Annotated in this window: 25 protein-coding genes; 12 read left to right on the plus strand and 13 right to left on the minus strand. The window is 71.8% G+C overall.

Features of this window, described 5'->3' with window-relative positions; genetic code table 11:
* Nucleotides 1–15 precede the first annotated feature (15 nt).
* The 3 genes from ACWEVS_RS12160 to ACWEVS_RS12170 all read right to left on the minus strand — a co-directional run bounded on the left by ACWEVS_RS12160 (nucleotide 16) and on the right by ACWEVS_RS12170 (nucleotide 2,256).
* Entirely contained in the window at nucleotides 16–693 is a 678-nt protein-coding gene (locus ACWEVS_RS12160; RefSeq protein ID WP_354906757.1) for a copper homeostasis protein CutC, read from the minus strand.
* Between the two features lie 74 nt (nucleotides 694–767).
* Nucleotides 768–1,346 (minus strand): GNAT family N-acetyltransferase, encoded by a 579-nt coding sequence (locus tag ACWEVS_RS12165; protein ID WP_452551301.1) that lies wholly within the window; start codon nucleotides 1,344–1,346, stop codon nucleotides 768–770.
* A gap of 187 nt (nucleotides 1,347–1,533) precedes the next feature.
* Nucleotides 1,534–2,256, minus strand: a complete 723-nt coding sequence (locus ACWEVS_RS12170) for a GntR family transcriptional regulator (protein ID WP_354906759.1) — start codon at nucleotides 2,254–2,256, stop codon at nucleotides 1,534–1,536.
* Between the two features lie 291 nt (nucleotides 2,257–2,547).
* Here ACWEVS_RS12170 and ACWEVS_RS12175 point away from each other — a divergent pair, with 291 nt between their 5' ends.
* Nucleotides 2,548–2,745, plus strand: coding sequence for a hypothetical protein (locus ACWEVS_RS12175; protein ID WP_449917036.1), 198 nt, complete (start codon nucleotides 2,548–2,550; stop codon nucleotides 2,743–2,745).
* Between the two features lie 162 nt (nucleotides 2,746–2,907).
* Here ACWEVS_RS12175 and ACWEVS_RS12180 read toward each other — a convergent pair whose 3' ends face one another.
* The gene (locus tag ACWEVS_RS12180; protein WP_452551303.1) at nucleotides 2,908–3,258 is read right to left on the minus strand and encodes a Zn-ribbon domain-containing OB-fold protein; all 351 of its coding nucleotides are present in this window, start codon (nucleotides 3,256–3,258) and stop codon (nucleotides 2,908–2,910) included.
* The gene (locus tag ACWEVS_RS12185) at nucleotides 3,255–4,394 is read right to left on the minus strand and encodes a thiolase C-terminal domain-containing protein (RefSeq protein WP_452551305.1); all 1,140 of its coding nucleotides are present in this window, start codon (nucleotides 4,392–4,394) and stop codon (nucleotides 3,255–3,257) included. Before ACWEVS_RS12185 ends, ACWEVS_RS12180 begins: the two co-directional genes overlap by 4 nt.
* A gap of 117 nt (nucleotides 4,395–4,511) precedes the next feature.
* Here ACWEVS_RS12185 and ACWEVS_RS12190 point away from each other — a divergent pair, with 117 nt between their 5' ends.
* Genes ACWEVS_RS12190 through ACWEVS_RS12220 form a run of 7 tightly spaced genes read left to right on the plus strand, consistent with a single transcriptional unit; the run spans nucleotide 4,512 to nucleotide 10,494 of the window.
* Entirely contained in the window at nucleotides 4,512–5,135 is a 624-nt protein-coding gene (locus ACWEVS_RS12190) for a flavin reductase family protein (RefSeq protein ID WP_452551307.1), read from the plus strand.
* Nucleotides 5,132–6,232 carry an acyl-CoA dehydrogenase family protein gene (locus ACWEVS_RS12195; RefSeq protein WP_354906764.1) on the plus strand — a complete coding sequence of 367 codons (1,101 nt, stop codon included), beginning with the start codon at nucleotides 5,132–5,134 and terminating at the stop codon, nucleotides 6,230–6,232. The genes ACWEVS_RS12190 and ACWEVS_RS12195 overlap by 4 nt, the downstream gene beginning before the upstream one ends.
* A complete protein-coding gene (locus ACWEVS_RS12200) occupies nucleotides 6,229–6,987 on the plus strand; it encodes an SDR family oxidoreductase (RefSeq protein ID WP_449917046.1) in 759 nt (252 codons plus the stop codon). The genes ACWEVS_RS12195 and ACWEVS_RS12200 overlap by 4 nt, the downstream gene beginning before the upstream one ends.
* 29 nt (nucleotides 6,988–7,016) lie before the next feature.
* The gene (locus tag ACWEVS_RS12205) at nucleotides 7,017–7,373 is read left to right on the plus strand and encodes a PadR family transcriptional regulator (RefSeq protein ID WP_452551309.1); all 357 of its coding nucleotides are present in this window, start codon (nucleotides 7,017–7,019) and stop codon (nucleotides 7,371–7,373) included.
* Nucleotides 7,370–8,371, plus strand: coding sequence for a hypothetical protein (locus tag ACWEVS_RS12210; protein ID WP_452551311.1), 1,002 nt, complete (start codon nucleotides 7,370–7,372; stop codon nucleotides 8,369–8,371). Before ACWEVS_RS12205 ends, ACWEVS_RS12210 begins: the two co-directional genes overlap by 4 nt.
* Nucleotides 8,372–8,402: 31 nt before the next feature.
* A complete protein-coding gene (locus ACWEVS_RS12215) occupies nucleotides 8,403–9,704 on the plus strand; it encodes a DUF2252 domain-containing protein (RefSeq protein WP_452551313.1) in 1,302 nt (433 codons plus the stop codon).
* Between the two features lie 43 nt (nucleotides 9,705–9,747).
* A complete protein-coding gene (locus tag ACWEVS_RS12220; RefSeq protein WP_452551314.1) occupies nucleotides 9,748–10,494 on the plus strand; it encodes an SDR family oxidoreductase in 747 nt (248 codons plus the stop codon).
* Between the two features lie 3 nt (nucleotides 10,495–10,497).
* Here ACWEVS_RS12220 and ACWEVS_RS12225 read toward each other — a convergent pair whose 3' ends face one another.
* The 6 genes from ACWEVS_RS12225 to ACWEVS_RS12250 all read right to left on the minus strand — a co-directional run bounded on the left by ACWEVS_RS12225 (nucleotide 10,498) and on the right by ACWEVS_RS12250 (nucleotide 14,357).
* The gene (locus tag ACWEVS_RS12225; RefSeq protein WP_354906770.1) at nucleotides 10,498–10,839 is read right to left on the minus strand and encodes an RNHCP domain-containing protein; all 342 of its coding nucleotides are present in this window, start codon (nucleotides 10,837–10,839) and stop codon (nucleotides 10,498–10,500) included.
* Nucleotides 10,840–11,068: 229 nt separating this feature from the next.
* On the minus strand, nucleotides 11,069–11,866 hold the full coding sequence (locus tag ACWEVS_RS12230) for an ATP-grasp domain-containing protein (RefSeq protein WP_452551315.1): 798 nt from the start codon (nucleotides 11,864–11,866) through the stop codon (nucleotides 11,069–11,071).
* Between the two features lie 87 nt (nucleotides 11,867–11,953).
* The gene (locus ACWEVS_RS12235) at nucleotides 11,954–12,211 is read right to left on the minus strand and encodes a hypothetical protein (RefSeq protein WP_354906772.1); all 258 of its coding nucleotides are present in this window, start codon (nucleotides 12,209–12,211) and stop codon (nucleotides 11,954–11,956) included.
* A 62-nt stretch (nucleotides 12,212–12,273) separates the two neighbouring features.
* Nucleotides 12,274–12,531 carry a hypothetical protein gene (locus ACWEVS_RS12240; RefSeq protein WP_354906773.1) on the minus strand — a complete coding sequence of 86 codons (258 nt, stop codon included), beginning with the start codon at nucleotides 12,529–12,531 and terminating at the stop codon, nucleotides 12,274–12,276.
* Between the two features lie 162 nt (nucleotides 12,532–12,693).
* Complete coding sequence (locus ACWEVS_RS12245; protein ID WP_452551317.1) at nucleotides 12,694–13,599, minus strand: SDR family oxidoreductase; 906 nt, start codon at nucleotides 13,597–13,599, stop codon at nucleotides 12,694–12,696.
* A 14-nt stretch (nucleotides 13,600–13,613) separates the two neighbouring features.
* Entirely contained in the window at nucleotides 13,614–14,357 is a 744-nt protein-coding gene (locus ACWEVS_RS12250) for an SDR family oxidoreductase (RefSeq protein ID WP_452551319.1), read from the minus strand.
* Nucleotides 14,358–14,402: 45 nt separating this feature from the next.
* Here ACWEVS_RS12250 and ACWEVS_RS12255 point away from each other — a divergent pair, with 45 nt between their 5' ends.
* Genes ACWEVS_RS12255 through ACWEVS_RS12270 form a run of 4 tightly spaced genes read left to right on the plus strand, consistent with a single transcriptional unit; the run spans nucleotide 14,403 to nucleotide 17,611 of the window.
* The gene (locus ACWEVS_RS12255; RefSeq protein WP_452551321.1) at nucleotides 14,403–15,134 is read left to right on the plus strand and encodes an enoyl-CoA hydratase family protein; all 732 of its coding nucleotides are present in this window, start codon (nucleotides 14,403–14,405) and stop codon (nucleotides 15,132–15,134) included.
* An 8-nt stretch (nucleotides 15,135–15,142) separates the two neighbouring features.
* On the plus strand, nucleotides 15,143–15,916 hold the full coding sequence (locus ACWEVS_RS12260; protein ID WP_452551347.1) for a CoA transferase subunit A: 774 nt from the start codon (nucleotides 15,143–15,145) through the stop codon (nucleotides 15,914–15,916).
* Complete coding sequence (locus tag ACWEVS_RS12265) at nucleotides 15,903–16,586, plus strand: CoA-transferase subunit beta (protein WP_452551323.1); 684 nt, start codon at nucleotides 15,903–15,905, stop codon at nucleotides 16,584–16,586. Before ACWEVS_RS12260 ends, ACWEVS_RS12265 begins: the two co-directional genes overlap by 14 nt.
* Nucleotides 16,583–17,611 (plus strand): NAD(P)H-dependent flavin oxidoreductase, encoded by a 1,029-nt coding sequence (locus tag ACWEVS_RS12270; RefSeq protein WP_452551325.1) that lies wholly within the window; start codon nucleotides 16,583–16,585, stop codon nucleotides 17,609–17,611. Before ACWEVS_RS12265 ends, ACWEVS_RS12270 begins: the two co-directional genes overlap by 4 nt.
* Before the next feature lie 86 nt (nucleotides 17,612–17,697).
* Here ACWEVS_RS12270 and ACWEVS_RS12275 read toward each other — a convergent pair whose 3' ends face one another.
* A complete protein-coding gene (locus ACWEVS_RS12275; RefSeq protein WP_449917072.1) occupies nucleotides 17,698–18,369 on the minus strand; it encodes a pentapeptide repeat-containing protein in 672 nt (223 codons plus the stop codon).
* 4 nt (nucleotides 18,370–18,373) lie between these two features.
* Nucleotides 18,374–19,882 carry a glycoside hydrolase family 3 protein gene (locus ACWEVS_RS12280; RefSeq protein ID WP_452551327.1) on the minus strand — a complete coding sequence of 503 codons (1,509 nt, stop codon included), beginning with the start codon at nucleotides 19,880–19,882 and terminating at the stop codon, nucleotides 18,374–18,376.
* Nucleotides 19,883–20,016: the final 134 nt, after the last annotated feature.

The raw sequence follows: 20,016 nt of genomic DNA on the forward strand, positions 1-20,016 counted from the left end.
GCGGGTCCTGTGGGTTCAGAGGTCCCTGTCGATGTGGGAGCGCCACTGGGCGACGCGGCGGGCCTCGACGGGTGCGGTCCACGAGGGGCGCACCGCGCTGCCCACGTGGAAGGCGCGCACGCCGTAGTCGAGCAGCGTGGGGATGTGGGGCAGCTTGAGCCCGCCGCCGGCGAGGATCAGTCCGGCGTCGCCGGCCTCCGCGCGCGCCTTGAGCACGGGCAGCCCCTCGGCGACGCCGGCGGGCACGCCCGAGGTCAGCACGGTCGCCAGGTTCGGCAGCAGCCGTACGGCCCGCCAGGCGGCCTGCACGTCGGCGGCGTGGTCGACGGCCCGGTGGAAGGTCCACGGCAGCGGTGAGACCGCGTGGATGAGCGCCTCGGTCGCCTCCAGGTCCACGGCGCCCTTGGCGGTCAGGAAGCCGAAGACGAACCCGGCCGCGCCCGCTTCGGCCAGTTCCTTCACCTTGGGGACGAGCTTGTCGAGCGACTCGGAGGTGAAGTTCGGGTCGGTGCGCAGCATGACCATCTGGGGCAGCGAGCACGCTCTGGCGATCGCCGCGACCGTCTCCGTCGCGGGGGTGAGACCGTCGGCCGCCATGTCGGCGACGACCTCGACACGGTCGGCGCCACCTTCTTCCGCGGCCACGGCGTCGCGCGCGTCGAGCGCGATCACCTCGAGCAAGGATCCGGTCATGAAAGAGAGGTTATCGCCTAATCTGCCCTCCTCTTGGCACAGAGGAGGGCAGCGATCATATCTGACAAACCACGTCAGGCATCGACAAGATCCAGGGTCCGGAACAGGTCGTCGGCGACGCTGGTGCGCATGCCGGCGGGACGCTGGAACAGCGCGCCCGATGCCCGGTGCGGCAGGTCCACCGTGCGGAGGTGGCGGAAGCCGCGCCGCAGGTAGTACTGCTGGAGCCGCGGGTTGCCCTTCGCGCAGTCGAGCCTCAGCCAGTGCCGCCCCGACGCCGCGACGGCGCTTCCCGCCCAGTCGAGGAGCGCGTCGCCGAGACCCGTTCCCGCGGCGGCGCGGGAGACGGCGAGCTTGTGGACGTAGAGGGCCGAGCCGGGATCGTCGGCCGGGGTCCAGAACTCCTCGTCCGCGTGACCGTCGAGGGCGATGGTCGCGACGGTTTCCCCGAAGTGGCCTTCTAGCAGGTAGAGGACCTCTTCCTCGATCAGCGGCACGATCCGCTCGGGGCCGAAGCCGCCGCGCGGCCACTGCCGTACGCCCTGCGCGTGGAGCCACTCGGCGGTGTCGGCGAGGAGGGAGAGGACGCCGGGAAGGTCGTCGGGTACGGCACGCCGGAGGGTCAGCGGGGGAAGCAGGGTGTTGGAGTGCATGTTTCTGCCCTTCGTTCCGATGGGTGACGGAGTGAACACGGAGCGTGTTCAACCGGTGGCGCACGGCTTTCATGGCGATATTTCAGGGAAAAATGCAATTTGGGGGAGTATGCACAACTCCACCGTGCCCAGCGCGGAACGACGACCCGCGCCGCACGGACGGGATCACCCCCAAGCGAGCGTGGTCCTAGCGGAGGCCCAGCTCGTAGCGAATCAGGTGCTTGTCGGCCGGGAGCACCGAGACGGCCACGCGCACCGGCGTGTCGGCGCTGTCGTAGCCGACCCTGATGTAGACGACGACCGGGGTCCCCAGCTCCAGCTGGAGGCGCTCGGCCTCCTCCTGGTTCGGCATCCGCGCCATGATGTCGTCGACCACCCGCACCTGCTTGTGGCCGAGCTCCTCGAGCACCCTGTTGGCCCCGCGGGCGATGTCTCCCGGCCTGGCGATCTCGGAGTCCTGCACCAGCGTCCGCGGGAAGTAGGAGTCGTTGGTGTTGTACGGCTGGCCGTCGACGAAGCGCAGCCGGCGCCTGACGACCGCCAGGTCGCGGTCGCCCAGCTGCAGCCGGCTGGCGATCTCCTCGACCGGGCTCACGATCTGCACCTCGATCGTCTGGCTCGGCTCGCGGCCCTCCTGGGAGACGGCGTAGGCGAAGGCCTCGCGCACCTCGCCGCGCGGCTGCGCGGCGAGCTCCCGCTGCGGATACATCAGCAGCGGACGGCGGTCGCGGACGATCGTGCCGCGCCGGGGCGCGCGCGTGACGAGGCCCTCGTTCACCAGCTCGCCGAGGGCCAGCCTGACTGTGTTGCGGCTTACGCCGTACTGGTCCTGAAGGTGGGCTTCTGTGGGCAATTGCGCCCCGGGGCCGAGGTCGCCGGAGTAGATGGCCCTTCGCAGATCCGAAGCCACCTGCTGATACAGCGACGACCGAGCCACTTTCACCCCTTTTGTTCCAACAATTTAGACGATCTGGTTCTATCTAGCTACAACCCCTTGACCGGACGGCATTGACAGCCGCATCATCCATTCGTTGGTACAAATCCATCGAAAGGTCGGGCGAGGGGGTGACGGCCGGTGCTGCCGGTCCGCGCGGGTACGCCGTACCTGCCCTGGCACGACCCCCGCGAGGCAACACGTTTACTGCGTTACGCGTTGCACCGCCAGGGGTTCACCCACACCTACCAGAGCAATGGGAATGGCATGTCCGTGCTGTCCGTACTGACCGAGTTGACCGTGTGGTGCAGGGACGGCTCGTTCGAATGGCACGAGGAGGGATCGACCGTCACGCACCCCATCGACGACCCGGTAGGCGCGGCACTCCGCATCGCCGAGCGCTACCGGCACCCCACGACAGACGGTCACTCCCCCACCGGCTCCGTGCGCGAGCACTCGGCGTAGGACCCCATCCCTCGCCGGGGTCCTGGGTCGACGCGCACGGTACGGAGGCGCGTCCTGGCGGGTCCCCCACGCCCGCCAGGGCGCGCTCTCTTGGTAAGAGCGCGCTCTCGTCGTCAGGCGGGGTCCGCCTCCCCCCACGCCGCCCACGCGGTCGGCGTCCCCTCAGGCGGTCCACTCGATCAGCGGCCCGTCCGCGAACAGCGCCCGCACCCGCTGTCCCCGCCGCGGCTCTCCCTCGCCCCGCCAGGTCCCGTACAGCACGCACCGCGGCGCCTCGGCCAGCCGTACGCGCACGACCGTGAAGGGCGCCGCGGCCCGCCAGTGGCTCACGATCCAGCTCTCCACCAGCCCCTCGGGCGCCACGGCCGCCCACGACCACCCCTCGGTACGGCACGCCGCGCAGAACGCCCTGGCCGGGAACCTGGCCAGGCCGCACGAGGAGCAGCGCTGCACCGCCAGAACGCCCTTGGCCACCAGGTCCCACCACTCGGCCGAGTCCCTGTCCACGCTCATCCCTTCCGCAGGATCAGTGCCGACGTGGCGGCCAGGATGTGCCCCGGCTGGGCGGTCGACAGCGCCACCTCGGCGCCCGGAACCTGCCGCTCCCCCGCCTCGCCGCGCAGCTGGGAGACGGCCTCGGCGACGTGGTTGAGCCCGTGGACGTACCCCTCGGACAGGAAACCGCCGTGGGTGTTGACCGGCGGCCCCTCGCCCGAGGCCGCGAAGGGCCCGCCCTCTCCCTTGGCGCAGAAGCCGTAGTCCTCCAGCTGGACGATCACCGAGTAGGTGAAGCAGTCGTAGAGCTCGGCCACGTCGATGTCGGCGGGGCCGACGCCGGCCATGCCGTACAGGCGGGGGGCGAGGGCGGCGGCGGCGGTCACGGTCGGCTCGCCTGGCGCCAGGAAGGAGTCGCCGCCGCCCCAGGCGGCGCCCGTGATCAGCACGGGCGGCCTGCGCAGGTCGCGGGCGCGTTCGGCGGTGGTGACGACCACCGCGCAGGCGCCGTCGGTCTCCAGGCAGCAGTCGAGCAGCCGCAGCGGCTCGGCGATCGGGCGGCTGCCCAGGTAGTCGTCGAGGGTGATGGGGGTGCGCATCAGCGCGCGCGGGTTGGCCGCCGCGTAGGAGCGCTGCCGGACCGCCACCTGCCCGAAGTGCTCGGGCAGGGTGCCGTATTTCAGCATGTGGGTCCTGGCGTACATGGCGAACTGCTGGACCGGGGCGCCGTAGCCGTACGGGGCCAGGTACTGGGTCTCGGGGCTCGGGTTCGGCGCGGTCCCCATGCGGAACTCGGACCTGGCGTTGATCGCGCGGTAGCACACCACCGTCTCGGCCAGGCCCGCCGCGACGGCGAGGGCCGCCTGCCCGACGACCGCGTGCGAGACGCTGCCGCCGCCGAAGTGGTCGAGGTACCAGGTGGGCGCGGCGATCCCGAGCGCGGGGCCGACCACGGAGGGCGCGGCCGAGTCGCCCACCCGGTGGGTGGCCAGGCCGTCCACGTCGTCGGCGGTGAGGCCCGCGTCCTCGAGCGCGGCCAGTACGGCCCTGCACGCCAGGGTCAGCGTGCTGACGCCCGAGTCCTTGGAGAACGGCGTGTAGCCGACGCCCGCGACGGCCGCGGCGTCCCTGAAATCAAGCAAGCGCTTGGCCACACAACCGACGCTATGCCGGGCCGGAAACGGCTGTCAACGCGTTGACAGCCTTCCGGGGAGACGCCTACCGTCCAAGCAAGCGCTTGGTAAGATAGAGTGGTGGACGAGGAGGCGCCCATGAGCACACACGCTGCCCGGCTGATCGCGCCGGACGGCTGTGACGGCAGGCCGCATGTCGCGCCGTACCAGCCCGGCACCGCCAACGGCACCCGCGAGCACCCCGCCGACCACCCCGCCGACCACGGAGCCGACCGCCCCGCCGGCAACGCCGCCAAGCACTTCAGGTCGGTCCTGAGCAGGTTCGCCACGGGCGTCGTGGCCATCACCGCCCTCGACCCCGACAGCGGCGCGCCGAGCGGCCTGGCGGCCAACTCCTTCACCTCCGTCTCGCTCGACCCGCCGCTCGTGGCCTTCTGCGTCGCGCACACCAGCACCAGCTGGCCCCGGCTCCGGGCGGCCGAAACGCTGACCGTCAACGTACTGGCCGAGCACCAGCAGCAGGTCTGCGCGCAGCTCGCGGCCAGGGGCGGCGACAAGTTCGCGGGCCTGGCCTGGAGCCGTTCCCCCGGCGGCAACCCGTTACTCGAGGGCGCGCTGGCCTGGCTCGAGTGCTCGATCGAGGCCGAGCACCCCGCGGGCGACCACGTGATCGTCGTGGCGCGGGTGCACCAGCTCGACGCCCACGCCGACGGCGGGCCGCTGCTCTTCTTCCGCGGCGGCTACGGGCGATTCGCCTCATGACGCTCAGGCACGAGATCAGGGACTGGCTGGAGTCGGCGCTGTCGGGCGAGTTCGCGCACGCCCGCGGGCTGGGCGGCCCCGGCCGCGAGCACGAGGGCCACGACGTACGGCACGCGTGGGAGCGCCACCTCGGCAGGGCGGGCTGGACGTGCCTGGCCTGGCCGAAGGAGTACGGAGGCCGCGACGCCTCCCTCGAAGACCAGATCGCCTTCCACGAGGAGTACGCGAAGGCGGACGCCCCCGCCCGGGTCGGCCACATCGGCGAGGGGCTGATCGGTCCCACGATCCTCGACTTCGGGACGCGGGAGCAGAAGGACCGCTTCCTTCCGCCCATCCGGCGCGGCGACGAGCTGTGGTGCCAGGGCTACTCCGAGCCCGAGGCCGGCTCCGATCTGGCCAACGTCCAGACCAGGGCCGTGCTCGACGGCGACGCGTGGGTCGTCACGGGGCAGAAGGTGTGGACGTCGCTGGCCCACGTGGCCGACTGGTGTTTCGTGCTGTGCCGTACCGAGGAGGGCTCCCAGCGGCACCGGGGCCTGTCCTACCTGCTGGTGCCGATGCGGCAGGCCGGTGTGGAGGTGCGCCCGATCCGGCAGCTCACCGGCACCGCCGAGTTCAACGAGGTGTTCTTCGACGGCGCGAGGACCGCGAAGGACAACATCCTCGGCGCGCCGGGCGAGGGCTGGAAGGTGGCGATGGCGACGCTCGGCCACGAGCGCGGCGCCTCCACACTCGGCCAGCAGATCGGTTTCCAGCGCGAGCTGGCCAAGGTCGTCGCGGCCGCGCGGCGGACGGGCGCGCTCGACGACCCGCTGATCAGGGACGAGCTGGCACGGTCGTGGCTGGAGCTGCGGATCATGCGGTTCAACGCGCTGCGGCCCGGCGCCGAGCCCTCCGTCGCCAAGCTCTACTGGTCGCAGTGGCACCAGCGGCTGGGCGAGCTGGCCCAGGCGGTGCTGGGCAAGGAGGGGCTGGTGGGCGAGCTCGGCGACCTGCAACGGCTCTACCTGTTCAGCCGCGCCGACACCATCTACGCGGGATCGAGCGAGATCCAGCGCACCATCATCGCCGAACGCACCCTGGGGCTGCCCAAGTGAAGTCACACGGCCTGCTCGAAGGAAAGGTCACGCTGGTCACCGCCGCCGCGGGCACCGGCATCGGCTACGCGACCGCCCGGCGGTGCGCCGAGGAGGGCGCGACCGTGGTCGTCTCCGACCGGCACGAGCGGCGGCTGCGGGAGGCGGCCGAGGCGCTGGCCGCGCTGACCGGGGTCGAGCCGCTGGCCGTACCGTGCGACGTCACCTCGGAGGACCAGGTGCGCGCGCTGGTCGAGGCGACGGTGGCCGCGCACGGGCGGCTCGACGTGCTGGTCAACAACGCGGGCCTGGGCGGCACCGCGGAGCTGGCCGAGATGACCGACGAGCAGTGGCACGCGGTGCTCGACGTGACGCTGACCGGCACGATGCGCTGCACGCGCGCGGCGCTGCGGCACATGATCCCGCGTGGCGCGGGCGTGGTGGTCAACAACGCCTCGGTGGTGGGCTGGCGGGCGCAGCGCGGGCAGTCGCACTACGCCGCGGCCAAGGCCGGAGTGATGGCGCTGACCAGGTGCGCCGCCGTCGAGGCCGCCGAGCACGGGATCAGGGTCAACGCCGTCGCGCCCTCGCTGGCCATGCACCCGTTCCTGTCCAAGGTCACCACCGAGCAGGTGCTGGCCGAGCTGGTGGAGCGGGAGGCGTTCGGCAGGGCGGCGGAGCCGTGGGAGGTGGCCAACGTGATCGTCTTCCTGGCCAGCGAGTACTCCGGCTACATGACGGGAGAGGTCGTCTCGGTCTCGAGCCAGCGCGCCTGATATCTTGTCAGGCATGTTATGGTGAGTTCATGAATATGACGGAGCCCATGTTCCTGGCTCTGACGGCACTTCTCGACGAGCCGCGCCACGGCTACGGCATCGTCCAGGAAGTGGAGCGCCTGTCCGAGGGCAAGGTGCAGCTGAAGATCGGCACGCTGTACGGCGTGCTCGACCGGCTCGCCGCCGAGGGCCTGGTCGAGCTCGACCACGAGGAGGTGCAGTCGGGGCGGCTGCGCCGCTACTACCGCCTCACCGACGCCGGCGAGGGCGCGCTCCAGACGGAGGTCGCCAGGCTGTCCGGCACCCTCCAGGCCGCCACCGCACGGCTCGACGCCCGCAGGCGCGCCTTCACCCCCCGACCGTCGGCCGCCGGAGGTCTCGCATGACCCTGCTGGAGCAGCGCTACCGCTTCGTGCTCAGGATGCTGCCCGCCTCCTACCGGGCCGAGCGCGAGGAGGAGATGGTCGACGCCTACCTCGACAGCGCCGGCCAGGTCCCGGACGAGGACAATCCGCGGCCGAGCTGGCGCGAGGTCGCCTCCGTGGCCGCGCTGGCGGTCAGGACCAGGGCCGGCGGGCTGGGCGCCGCTCCCCGCTACCGGGCGATGGGCGACGCGGTCCGGCTGGTCGCCCTGCTCGGCCTGGGCTTCCACGCCGTGCTGGGCTGGTACGGCCTCGTCGGCACGCTGTTCTCCCTCGGTGTCGTCGGCTCCCTCCCCGCCGAGTTCCTGATCACCGATCCGGCCGGGCAGGCGTGGCAGCTCGTGTCCGCGGCGGCGGATCTCGTCGGGATAGCGGCCTTCGCCACGCTCGCGCTCGGCCGGGTGCGGGCGGCGAGGATCCTCGCCTACGCCGGCCTGCTGTTCCTCGGGGTCACGCTCGCGCAGGAGCTGTTCGTCTGGGAGCGGCCGGCCGTCGACGAGCTGTCCTACCTGCTGGTGACGGCGGTCCCCGCCGCGGCGCTCCTGCTCGGCCAGCACCGGGACGCGCCGGTGCGCCGCTCGTCACTGCTCGCGGTCCTGCCGCTGGGGCTGGTCGTCCTGTACGTCGCCGCCGGATTCGGTATCACCCGGGACCTGGCCTTCTACACCGGCGCCGGTCTGGACTGGATGGCCGGGTGGATCGACCCGCACGGCCTGAGCGCGGTCGCGACCGCGGTGGCGGGCGTGGTCTGCCTCGCCCGGAAGGCCCCGCCGGCCTGGAGCCTGGCCCTGGCCGTCGTCGCGGCGCTGCTGGGCGTGCTGCGGGCGCCTGTCCGCTACGACGTCGAGGGCGTCTTCACCCAGCCCCTGGTGGCCACCTGGGCCGGTCAGGCCGCGGGGCTGCTGCTGCTGGCCGCCGCGCTCGCCGTCGTCAGCGTGCGGGCGCTGCCGCGCGCGACCTAGCCTGGAGGGGCGCGCGGGACTACGGTGAACTATGGCGACACAGAGCCGCGCGTCACACCTCCTCGAGGTGCTGACCACCGAGTTCGGCCCCTCCATCGAGCGTGACCCCGCCGCGTTCCTGCGCAAGTTCAGGAAGATGGCGGGGTCGGCGTTCGCCTTCTACCGCGGCAGCGCGGCCGTCTTCTACGCCGACATGACCGGCGACTTCGCCGACGACTCCTACCTGGACGGGCCCACCCGCCGGGTCTGGATCCACGGCGACCTGCACGCCGAGAACTTCGGCACCTACATGAACGCCTCCGGTGCCCTCGTCTTCAACGTCAACGACTTCGACGAGGCCTACGTCGGGCCCTACACCTGGGACCTGAAGCGCTTCGCGGCCAGCGTCGCCCTCATCGGGTACGGCAAGGCCCTGTCCGACGAGGCGATCTCCCGCCTGGTGAGCGACTTCGGCACCGCCTACCTGACCGAGCTGACCGCCATCGCCAAGGGCGGCGACGACGCGATCGGCTCGCTGACGCTGGGCACCACCACGGGCGTGCTCCACCGGGTGCTGCAGTCGGCGCGGCTGCACACGCGCGTGGCCCTGCTCGACGTCGAGACCGTGATCGACGACTACGACCGGCGCTTCGCGCTCATCGACGGACGCGAGCCGGTCTCGGAAGGGACCAGGGCGGCGGTGGTGGCCGCCTTCGACGACTACCTCACCACGCTGCCCGGCCTCGCCGGCCCCGTGGAGCACGTCATCAAGGACGTGGCGCTGCGCAAGGGCGTCGGCATCGGCTCGGCGGGGCTGCCGTCCTACAACCTCCTGCTGGAGGGCCGCACCCAGGCGCTGGAGAACGACGTCATCCTCTACATGAAGCAGGCCCAGGTGCCCGCCGTGGCCAGGCACATCCACGACGAGAAGGTCGCCGCCTACTTCAGGCACCAGGGGCACAGGACCGCCGAGTCGCAGCGCGCCCTGCAGGCCTACGCCGATCCGTGGCTCGGCTACACCACGCTCGACGGGATAGGGCAGCTGGTGGCGGAGGTCTCGCCGTACTCGGCCGACCTTGACTGGGACGACGTCAACGAGCCCGGCGAACTGCGCTCGATCGTGCGCGATCTCGGGCGGGCGGTGGCCAGGATGCACTCGGTCGCCGACGACGAGTCCGCACACGACCTGGTCGACTTCTCCACCGAGGAGGCGATCGTGTCGGCCATCGACGGTGACACGACCGGGTTCGTCAGGATGCTGGTGGACTTCGCCCACGCCTACGGCGCGCAGGCCCGCCAGGACCACCAGACGTTCGTCGACCTGTTCAGGAACGGCCGCATCCCCGGCCTGTGACCACCCTGGAAACCGACCGGTCGGTATGGCATGCTTCCCCACCATGACGCTGTTCTCGGTGGAAGGCAAGAAGGTCGTCGTCACGGGCGGCTCCAGGGGCATCGGGCGGATGATCGCGGCGGGGTTCGTCGCGGCCGGAGCCACGGTCTACATCTCCGCGCGCAAGACGGCCGAGGTCGCCAAGGCCGCCGACGAGCTGGGCTGCGTGGCCGTGCCGGCCGACCTGTCGACGCCCGAGGGCGTCGACAGGCTGGTCGAGGCGGTCGAGGGGCCGCTGCACGTGCTGGTCAACAACGCGGGGGCGACCTGGGGCGCCCCGCTGGAGGAGTATCCCGAGCACGCCTTCGACAAGCTCTGGGGCATCAACGTGAAGGGCGTCTTCTTCCTCACGCAGCGCTTCCTCCCCCAGTTGCGCGCGGCGGCGGACGCCGACGACCCGGCCCGGGTGATCAACATCGGCTCCGTCGACGGCATCAGGGTTCCGGCGATGGAGAACTACGCCTACTCCGCGGCGAAGGCGGGAGTCCACATGCTGACCAGGCACCTGGCCAGGCAGCTCGCCCCCCAGCACATCACGGTCAACGCGATCGCCCCAGGCCCGTTCGACTCCAGGATGATGGCCTTCGCCCTCGACGATCCCGCCACCCGCGAGCTGGTCGCCGCCGGCGTGCCGCTGGGCCGGATCGGCCGCCCCGACGACATGGCCGGGGCGGCGATCTTCCTGTCCTCGCGGGCGGGCGCCTACCTGACGGGCGCGGTGATCCCGGTGGACGGGGGCATCACCGCCTGAGACTCAGAGGCGGGCGAACCAGTCGAGCGGGAAGGGCGGCTGCGCGAGCGGGGCGACGGCCAGGCGCATCAGCGTGAGCGGGTTGTCGTCACCCGCGATGCGGTTGGCGTCGAGCTCGCCGCAGAAGGTGCAGCGGTGGATGATCTGCCACTCGCCGCCCTGGCGGACGTGGATGGCGATGGGCGCCATCCCCGCCGCGCAGTCGGCGGCGCGGTCGCCGGGGGTCCGGTCGACGTGGCGGGACCACAGGCAGGTCGGGCAGTGGTTGCGGTGACGGGTGCCGGGCGCGTCCATGGGGACGTCGAGCCGGCAGTTGACGCAGCGGAACGAACTCTTACGAGGCAACGGAGTAGCACTTTCGAGGCGTTGCGGACGGGACACCTGTGCCGCCGTCACGCCAGGCGGGATCAGCCCCGCGGGCCGCTCCGGCCAGGGGGTGAGTCCGCTCGAGGGCGCGCGACGGCGACCTCGGTGGCCGCGGGCATCAACATTCCCCCTCACGTCGCTCGTGTTCCTGCTCGTCGTGCGCAGTCAACCAACCCGCCGCCGCACCGCGCAACGGGTTTTCCGCCCCTCAGAGCAGCTCGGTGAGCGCCTGGGCGAGCCGGTCGGCCGCGCCGTCCATGTGGCTCAGATAGAGGTAGGGCTCGGTGAGCTCCAGCTCCATCAGGGCGGGGCTGCCGTCCGGGAGCCTGATCAGGTCGACCCTGGCGTAGAGCAGGTCGCCCGGCACCGCCGCGAGCACCTTCTCGGCCAGCTCGACCAGGTCGGGGGCCGGCGTGCGCGGGTCGGCGCGGCCGTTGTCGGCGAGGGTCTGCCCTCCGGCGAGCATCGCGTTGCGCCGGACGGCGTGGCTGAAGGTCCTGTTGAAATAGAGCAGCGACGTCTCGCCCTCGGCCTCGACCATGTCGAGGTACGGCTGGACCATCGGAGTACGGCCCGCGTCCGTCAGCGCCTGCGCGTGCGCCCTCGCCGCCGCCCTGTCGGTGGTCCTGATCGTGTCGCGCGCTCCCGCCGAGACCGCCGGCTTGACGACGTACTCGGGCCAGTCCGGCAGGTCGTCGGCCGACCAGTGCGTCGGCACGGCCGGCAGGCCCAGCTCGCGCAGGTAGGTCTTGTCGGTGTTGGCGAGGAGGATCGGCGCCGGGTTGAGCAGCCGGGTCACGCCGGCGGCCGCCTTCGCCCACGCCAGGAACTCCGGGCGCCTGTCGACGTAGTCCCATACGGAACGGACCACGGCGGCGTCGAACACGCTCCAGTCGACACCGGGATCGTCCCACCGGACCGCCCTGCCCTCGATGCCTGCCGCGCGCCAGGCGGCCAGCACCGGATCACGCTCGTCGTCGCGGGACTCAGCGCTATCACATGTCACATATGCACAGATCGTCACCCGACGGATGTTACGCAACAGGCGCGAGCCGGGTCGTCGCCGACCCGGCTCGCACGCTGATGAGGCCGACTAGTCGACCCAGAACCTGACGCCGACGCCGCTGCGGTTGGTGGCGGTGATGGCGTTGCCGTTGATGTTGTTGACGTTGGTCGCGCCACGGGTGCCGAAGTTGCCCGCGAACACGTTGCCGAAGTTGTTGCCCGACTGGACGGCCCCGTGGTTGTGGCTGCTGTTGCGGATGTAGGTGTCGGCGCTGGCGGGGGCGCTCATGAGGGTGGCGCCCGCGGCGGCGACGACGATTCCGGTGACGCAGAGCTTCTTGAGCATGTCGGCTACCTTCCAGGTCAGGTTGTTGTGGAACGTTCCATCCGTGGGGGAGGACGTGGTGGCTAGTAGAAGATGTACGTCACCACGATGCTGCCGTTGGAGGCCGTGTTCGCGATGCCGTTGATGTTGTTGACGTTCGTGGAGCGACCGGCGCCGACGTTGGCGGCCCGCACGTTCCCGAAGGTGTTGCCCGACAGCCAGGCGTCGCTGTTGTGGCTCCAGTTGCTCGTCCACGTGTCGGCGTGTGCGGGGGGCGCCAGCAGCGTGGCGCCCGCGGCCGCTGCCACGAGGGCACCGGTTGCGCACAGCTTCTTGATCACTTCAGCTCCTTCGCCAGTTGGGGTCGCGGACGGCGGCACGCATGGGCCCGTAGCGCGCGGCCATCCCGTTGACTCCGCTTGACCGGGTGGGTCAAAGCCAAAGCGATCATATAGCCGAGTGCAGTTGATGGGTAGCTCTTAGTAATCAGAAGGTTGTTCTGCTCACGAGCCGTAGACCGGCTCGGGTTCGGGCGCCTGGGCCAGCAGAGCGTCGACCGCCTGGCCCACCTCGGCGGGATCCCACCGGCCGCCCTTCTCGACCGCGGGCCCGTGCCGCCAGCCGGTGGCCAGTCCGATCCGCCCGCCCTCCACCTCGAAGACCCGGCCGGTCACGTGGCCGGAGGCGACCGAGCCGAGCCAGGCCACCAGCGGGGCCACGTTGGCCGGGTCCATGGGGTCGAATCCGTGCTCCGGCCTGGCCATCGTGGCCGTGAACACCTCCTCGGTCATCCTGGTCCTGGCGGCGGGCGCGATGGCGTTGACCGTCACCCCGTATCGGACCAGTTCCGCCGCCGCGACCTGGGTGAGGGTGGCGATGCCGCCCTTGGCCGCCGCGTAGTTGCCCTGCCCGACGCTGCCGAGCAGGCCCGCCCCCGACGAGGTGTGCACGACGCGGGCCGCGACCCGATCGCCGGCCTTCGACCGCTCCCGCCAGTGGGCGGCGGCGTGCCGTAACGGGAGGAAGTGGCCCTTGAGGTGGACCCTGATCACCTCGTCCCACTCGTGCTCGGTCATCGAGACGAGCATCCGGTCGCGCAGGAAGCCCGCGTTGCTGACCAGCACGTCCAGCCTGCCGAAGGCGCTGACCGCCATCTTGACCAGCCTGGCCGCGCCGTCCCAGTCGGCCACGTCGTCACAGTTGGCCACGGCCTGGCCGCCCAGGTCGCGGATCTCCTCGACCACCTCGAGGGCGGGGGCGCCCGACCTGCCGCCGCCGTCGCGCCCCGTGCCGAGGTCGTTGACGACGACCTTGGCACCCTGCCGGGCGAACTCCAGCGCGTGCGCCCTGCCGATGCCGCGCCCGGCACCCGTCACGATCACGACCCGGCCTTCACAGATCCTCGCCACGCGACCTCCTTGGGTTATCGGGAGATTTCATCAGATGCCAGCCACTTCCAGGCAGGGGTCTCGCCGCCCCCGTGCACGAGAACCTGCGCCCCCGTGACGTAACGGGCACCCGCCAGCCAGAGGCACACCTCGCCGACGTCGTCCGGCTCGGCCATCCGCCCGGCCGGGATGGTCGCGCTGAGGAGCTCGATCCTGTCCCTGTAGTGCTCGCCGGCGTTCTCGGTCCTGGCCAGGCCGACCACGACCGTGTTCACCCTGACCTCGGGGGCCCACTCGGCGGCCAGACAGGCGGCCAGATGGTGCAGACCCGCCTTGGCCGCGCCGTACGCGGAGGTTCCAGGGGACGGGCGGGTGCCGCTCGTGCTGCCGATCATTATCACCGCGCCGCCCGTGGCGGCGAGCAGCGCGTGCGCCCGCTGGGACACCAGGAGCGGCGCGGTCAGGTTGAGCTCGATGACGCGGGCGTGCAGGCGGGGCGAGGTGCCGGCGACCATCGCGTACGGCGCGCCACCGGCGTTGTTGACCACCACGTCCAGCCGGTCGAGCCCGCCGAACAGCCGTTCCAGGTCCTCGGGGTCGCGCACGTCCGCCCGGACGAACCGGACACCGGCGCCGTCGACGGGTTCGTCCGGCGGGGTCCTGGCGCAGACGACCACCTCGGCGCCCGCCGACCGGAAGGCGCGGGCGATCCCCCGCCCGAGCCCCTTGGTGCCGCCCGTCACCAGGACCACCTTGCCGGTGTAGTCGTAGGAGATCACGGATGCTACGGTACCAAGCAAGCGTTAGGTAACAACAGGAGCGTCATGGGAATCACGCTGCGGGCGGGACCGATCGCCGAGGTGGTCGTCGATGTCCCCCCGGTCAACGCGCTGCGGGTGCGGGACTGGCACGACCTGGCGCGGGCCGTCCACGCCGCGGGGCGGGACCCCGGGACCAGGGTCGTGGTGCTGAGAGCCGAGGGCCGCGGGTTCAACGCGGGCGTGGACATCAAGGAGATGCAGCGGAGCGCGGGCCACTCCGCGCTCGTCGGCGCCAACAGGGGCTGCTACGAGGCGTTCGCCGCCGTGTACGACTGCGCGGTGCCGGTGGTCGCCGCGGTGCACGGCTTCTGCCTCGGCGGCGGCGTCGGCCTGGCCGGCAACGCCGACATCGTGGTCGCCAGCGACGACGCCTACTTCGGCCTGCCCGAGGTCGACAGAGGCGCGCTCGGCGCGGCCACCCACCTGGCCCGGCTGGTGCCGCAGCACCTCGTGCGCGCGATGGTCTACACGTGCAGGAACGTCACCGCGCAGGAGCTGCACGCCTTCGGCTCCGTGCTGCGCGTGACGGCCCGCGACAAGCTGCTCGAGGCCGCCATGGAGGTGGCCGACGTGATCGCCGGCAAGGATCCCTACGTCATCAGGCGCGCCAAGGAGTCGCTCAACGGCATCGACCCGGTGGACGTCAAGCACAGCTACCGCTTCGAGCAGGGCCTCACCTTCGAGCTGAACCTGATGGGCACGGGCGACGAGCACAGGGAGAGGTTCCTGCGGTGAGCAAGGTGATGACGGCCGACGAGGTCGCGGCCAGGATCGAGAGCGGCATGACGGTCGGCGTGGGCGGATGGGGCTCGCGCCGCAAGCCGATGGCGCTGGTCGGCGCCCTGCTCAGAGCGCCCGCCACCGACCTGACGATCATCTCGTACGGCGGCGCCGACGTCGGCATGCTGTGCGCCGCCGGCAAGGTGCGCAAGGTCGTGGCCCCCTTCGTGACGCTCGACACCATCCCCCTCGAACCGCACTTCAGGACCGCCCGCCAGCAGGGCGCGATCGAGTTCACCGAGTACGACGAGGGCATGTTCATGTTCGGCCTGCTCGCCGCCGCGCACCGGCTGCCCTTCCTGCCGACCAGGGCGGGGCTCGGCTCCGACGTCATGCGCGTCAACCCCGAGCTGCGGACCGTGCGCTCGCCGTACACGGAGGAGGACCTGGTCGCGGCGCCCGCGCTGACCATGGACGTCGCGCTGGTGCACCTCAACAGGGCCGACAGGCGCGGCAACGCGCAGTATCTCGGCCCCGACCCCTACTTCGACGACCTCTACGCCAAGGCCGCCACGAGCTGCTACGTCTCCTGCGAGCGGCTCGTCGACAACGCCGACCTGCTGAAGGAGGGGCCGGTGCAGTCGCTGCTGATCAGCAGGTCGTTCGTGACCGGCGTGGTCGAGGCGCCAGGAGGCGCGGGATTCACCTCGTGCGAGCCCGACTACGGCAGGAACGAGACCGAGCAGCGCCGATACGCGACGACCCCGTGGCAGGAGTATCACCATGAGCAGGGCTGATGTGTGCGTGGTCGCCTGCGCCGAGGCGTTCAGGGGCGACGGCGAGATCGTGGCTGCCGGGATCGGCGGGCCGATCACGATGCTGGCCGCGCGCCTGGCCAGGATGACGTTCGAGCCCGACCTGATCACGACCGACGGCGTGTGCCTGCTGACCGGCGACGCGCCCGGCGTGGTGGAGGGCTGGCTGCCCGTCCGCGACCACCTGTGGCTGGTGCTGAACGGCAGGCGGCACGTGTTCCTCGGCGCCTCGCAGATCGACAGGCACGGCAACACCAACATCTCCTGCATCGGCCCGTGGGAGCGGCCCAAGGCCCAGCTCCTGGGCGTGCGGGGGGCGCCCGGCAACACCGTCTGCTGCCCCACCAGCTACTGGATCCCCCGGCACGGCCCGCGGGTGTTCGTCGAGAAGGTCGACATGATCTCCGGCGTGGGCGGCCCGATGGTCCGCAGAGTGGTGACGAACCTGGCGGTGCTCGACCTGGGCGCCCCCGACGGGTCGATGCGGCTGGTCTCGGTCCATCCGGGCGTCAGCGTGGCCGAGGTGGTGGCGGCGACGGGCTTCGAGCTGGCCGTTCCGCCCGACGTGCCGACGACCCGCCTGCCGACCGACGAGGAGCGCCGCATCCTGGAGACGCTCGACCCCGGCGGCCTGCGCGGCGAGTCGCTGTGAGAACCGCGCTCACCGACCTGGTCGGCTGCCGGTACCCGATCGTGCAGACCGGCATGGGCTACGTGGCGGGTGCCCGGCTGGCCGCGGCCACCTCGGCGGCGGGCGGCCTCGGCGTCGTCGCCGCCTCCACCATGTCCCTGGACCAGATGACGACCGCGATCCGCGAGGTGAAGGAGCGCACCGACGCGCCCTTCGGCGTCAACATCCGCTCCGACGCCGCCGACGCGGACGAACGGGTCGAGGTCATGATCCGCGAGGGTGTCAGGGTCGCCTCCTTCGCCCTCGCCCCGCGCCGGGAGCTGATCGCCAGGCTGAAGGAGGCGGGCGTCGTCACCGTCCCGTCCGTCGGCGCGCGCCGCCACGCCGAGAAGGTCGCCGCGTGGGGGGTGGACGCGGTGATCGTCCAGGGTGGCGAGGGCGGCGGGCACACCGGGCCGATCCCCACCACCCTGCTGCTGCCCCAGGTCGTCGACTCCGTCGACATCCCCGTCGTCGCCGCGGGCGGCTTCTTCGACGGCCGCGGCCTGGTGGCGGCCATGGCGTACGGCGCGGCGGGCGTCGCCATGGGCACCCGCTTCCTGCTCACCTCCGACTCCCCGGTACCCGACCAGGTGAAGCGGCTCTACCTGGAGGCCACCGACACGCTCGTGACCCGCAAGGTCGACGGGGTGCCGCACCGGGTGCTCGCCACGCCGTTCGTCGCCTCGCTCGAACGCGCCCGCCTGCTGCGCGCGGTCGTCAACGCCGCCCGCTTCAAGCGGCTGTCGGGGCTGTCCTGGGCGCACCTGCTGGCCGAGGGCCGCGGGATGCGGAAGGGCAGGGACCTGACCTGGTCCCAGGTGCTGCAGGCGGCCAACACCCCGATGCTGTTGCGGGCGGCCATGGTCGACGGCCGTACCGATCTCGGCGTCATGGCGGCGGGGCAGGTGGTCGGCGTGCTCGACGACCTGCCCTCGTGCGAGGAGCTGATCGGGCGGATCATGGCCGAGGCGGACGAGACGCTGCGGCGGCTCACACCGCGCTGAGCCGGCACGGGCTCACGCCGTCCGGTGCCGGGGGCGGGCTCACACCACGGTGAGCTCGCACGGGCGCACGCCGTCCGGTTGCGGGCTCACACCACGGTGAGGCCGCGTGCGGCGAGGATCGCGTTGGCCTGCGCCTGGTTGATGATCGCCCCGGACAGGGCGCGCAGCTTGGCGTCGTCGGGCTGGCCGAGGTCGGCGCCGCGCAGGTCGGCCTTGGCGAAGACGGTCTGGAGCACCCTCGTGCCGACCAGGCGGCAGTCGCTGAGGACGGCCTCGGTGAAGTCGCACCCCGACAGGTCGGCGTCGTCGAACCTGATGCCGTCGAGCCGCTGACCGCGCAGGGAGCAGCCACCCAGGTTGGCCATGGTCAGGTTCGAGCGGGCGAGGGTGAACCCGGTGCCCCTCGAGCCGGTGAGCGACGCGCCGATCATCCGGCAGCCGGTGAAGGCGGCGTCGGTGAGCAGCGCGCCGCCGAAGTGCGCCGAGGACAGGTCGACGTCGGTGAAGACGGCGTCGAGCAGGTCGGCGTCGGCGAACCTGGTCCGCAGCCCTCCCCCACCGGTGAACACCGCGCCGTCGAGGTCGGCCTTGCGGAAGTCGGTCTGCTCCAGCACGCACGACTCGAACCTGGCCCCGGCCAGCGACGCGCCCCAGAAGTCGGTCGCGGTGAGGTCGCAGTCACGGAAGACGTGCGGCTCGTCCGCGGGGAGGCGGTCGGTCATCGAGAGGTGGGAGAGGTCCTCGCCGTCGAAGTCCACGACGTCAGAGGGTACCGGTGATCACCTCCGCGGCGGCCTGGCCGCAGACCCTGGCCGAGCCGTACGTCGCGATGTGGACCGCGCCGAGGTCGGCGCGTTCGGGCAGGCCCATCTCCACCACCACCGCGTCGGCGCGGGCGGTGAGCAGGTGGCTGATCGCCTCGGCCTGCCACGGGTGGCGGTGGGCGTCGCGGGCGACGATCACCAGCGGGCGGTCCGTGGCGGCCCTGATCAGGTTCTCGAGGACGGCGGCACGCGACTCCTCGGCGGTGAGCCTGGTGACGGTGGTGCCGGGCAGGAGCTTGCTCAGCGGCTCGCCCACACCCCACGGCGTGCCCTTGTCGATGGCCAGGTTCATCTCCGGGGAGAACTCGACGACCTGCGGCGCGACGGTCAGCGGCAGGACCCGCGCGGCCGTCCTGCGGGTGACCCTGACGGCGCGGCGGGCGGCGATGAGGCCGATCTCGCCCTCGACCGCGTGCCCTTCCTCGGCCCCACTGCGGGCGCGCTGCGCCGCCCTGGTCGCGGCCGACCACGCGCCGAGGCCCGTGACCCTGCGCGCGGCCTCGGCGAGGCGCTCCTCGGGCAGCCTGCCCTCCAGGACGGCGTGGGCGATCGCGTCGCGCACCTCGACGGCCGTCGCCTCGTCCGACCGTTCCCCGCCGACGCAGATGGCGTCGGCGCCCGCGGCGATCGCCATGGCCGACGCGCCGCCGACGCCGTACGCGCCGGAGACGGCCGCCATCTCGATCCCGTCGGTGATGACCACGCCGTCGAAGCCGAGCTCCTCGCGCAGGAGAGCGGTCAGCACGTGGGGGCTGAGCGTGGCGGGCCGCTGGTCGTCGTAGCGGGGGACGAGCAGGTGGCCCGTCATGATCGCCCGCACGCCCTCGTCGATGGCGGCGCGGAAGGGCGACAGGTGCTCCTCGATCTCTCCGGCCACGACCGGCACACTGTAATGGGAGTCGACGGCGGTGTCGCCGTGGCCGGGGAAGTGCTTGGCGCAGGCGGCCACGCCGGTGGCCTGCAGCCCTCTGACGAAGGCCCGGGTGTGCCTGGCCACCAGCTCGGGGTCGGCGCCGAAGGCGCGCAGGCCGATGACGGGGTTGCCGGGGTTGGAGTTCACGTCGGCCGAGGGGGCGAAATCGATCGTGATCCCCGCCGCGGCGAGGTCACGCCCGAGGTCGCGGGCCAGTTCCTCGGTGAGCGCGACGTCGTCGACCACGCCGAGCGCGTAGCTGCCCGGCCGGCTGCTCCCCTGGGCGACCTCGAGCCTGGTCACCTCGCCGGACTCCTCGTCCACGCCCGCCAGTGCCGCGGGGTTCTCGGCGTGCAGCGCCGAGGTCAGCGCCGCCACCTGGGCGGGGTCGGCGATGTTGCGGGAGAAGAGCACGACCCCGGCCAGGCCGCCGGACAGCCGGCGGCGGAGCCAGTCGGGGGGCGTCGTCCCCACGAATCCGGGGAGGATGACGGAGTCGGCAAGGCGAAGCAAGTCGCGGCCAGGGTTGGGCATGACTCGAAATCTAATAGGAAAGTTTCCTATTTTCTAGAGCCATTTTCGGACGTCAGCACGCCCGGCCCCACGACCCTCGGTAACGAACCCGGCACGTGTACGGACCACTTCCGGCCGGCGGGATCCGCCCCTGT

It is taken from the genome of Nonomuraea sp. NPDC003754 (assembly GCF_053605785.1).

Excerpts from the sequence above, each read along its gene's own strand:
- ACWEVS_RS12260 (WP_452551347.1), top strand. The coding sequence starts at position 15,143 with ATGACGGCCGACGAGGTCGCGGCCAGGATCGAGAGCGGCATGACGGTC.
- ACWEVS_RS12190 (WP_452551307.1), top strand. The coding sequence starts at position 4,512 with ATGAGCACACACGCTGCCCGGCTGATCGCGCCGGACGGCTGTGACGGC.
- ACWEVS_RS12210 (WP_452551311.1), top strand. The coding sequence starts at position 7,370 with ATGACCCTGCTGGAGCAGCGCTACCGCTTCGTGCTCAGGATGCTGCCC.
- ACWEVS_RS12195 (WP_354906764.1), top strand. The coding sequence starts at position 5,132 with ATGACGCTCAGGCACGAGATCAGGGACTGGCTGGAGTCGGCGCTGTCG.
- ACWEVS_RS12205 (WP_452551309.1), top strand. The coding sequence starts at position 7,017 with ATGAATATGACGGAGCCCATGTTCCTGGCTCTGACGGCACTTCTCGAC.
- ACWEVS_RS12265 (WP_452551323.1), top strand. The coding sequence starts at position 15,903 with ATGAGCAGGGCTGATGTGTGCGTGGTCGCCTGCGCCGAGGCGTTCAGG.
- ACWEVS_RS12255 (WP_452551321.1), top strand. The coding sequence starts at position 14,403 with ATGGGAATCACGCTGCGGGCGGGACCGATCGCCGAGGTGGTCGTCGAT.
- ACWEVS_RS12165 (WP_452551301.1), bottom strand. The coding sequence starts at position 1,346 with ATGCACTCCAACACCCTGCTTCCCCCGCTGACCCTCCGGCGTGCCGTA.
- ACWEVS_RS12180 (WP_452551303.1), bottom strand. The coding sequence starts at position 3,258 with ATGAGCGTGGACAGGGACTCGGCCGAGTGGTGGGACCTGGTGGCCAAG.
- ACWEVS_RS12175 (WP_449917036.1), top strand. The coding sequence starts at position 2,548 with ATGTCCGTGCTGTCCGTACTGACCGAGTTGACCGTGTGGTGCAGGGAC.
- ACWEVS_RS12235 (WP_354906772.1), bottom strand. The coding sequence starts at position 12,211 with ATGCTCAAGAAGCTCTGCGTCACCGGAATCGTCGTCGCCGCCGCGGGC.
- ACWEVS_RS12215 (WP_452551313.1), top strand. The coding sequence starts at position 8,403 with ATGGCGACACAGAGCCGCGCGTCACACCTCCTCGAGGTGCTGACCACC.
- ACWEVS_RS12280 (WP_452551327.1), bottom strand. The coding sequence starts at position 19,882 with ATGCCCAACCCTGGCCGCGACTTGCTTCGCCTTGCCGACTCCGTCATC.
- ACWEVS_RS12220 (WP_452551314.1), top strand. The coding sequence starts at position 9,748 with ATGACGCTGTTCTCGGTGGAAGGCAAGAAGGTCGTCGTCACGGGCGGC.
- ACWEVS_RS12160 (WP_354906757.1), bottom strand. The coding sequence starts at position 693 with ATGACCGGATCCTTGCTCGAGGTGATCGCGCTCGACGCGCGCGACGCC.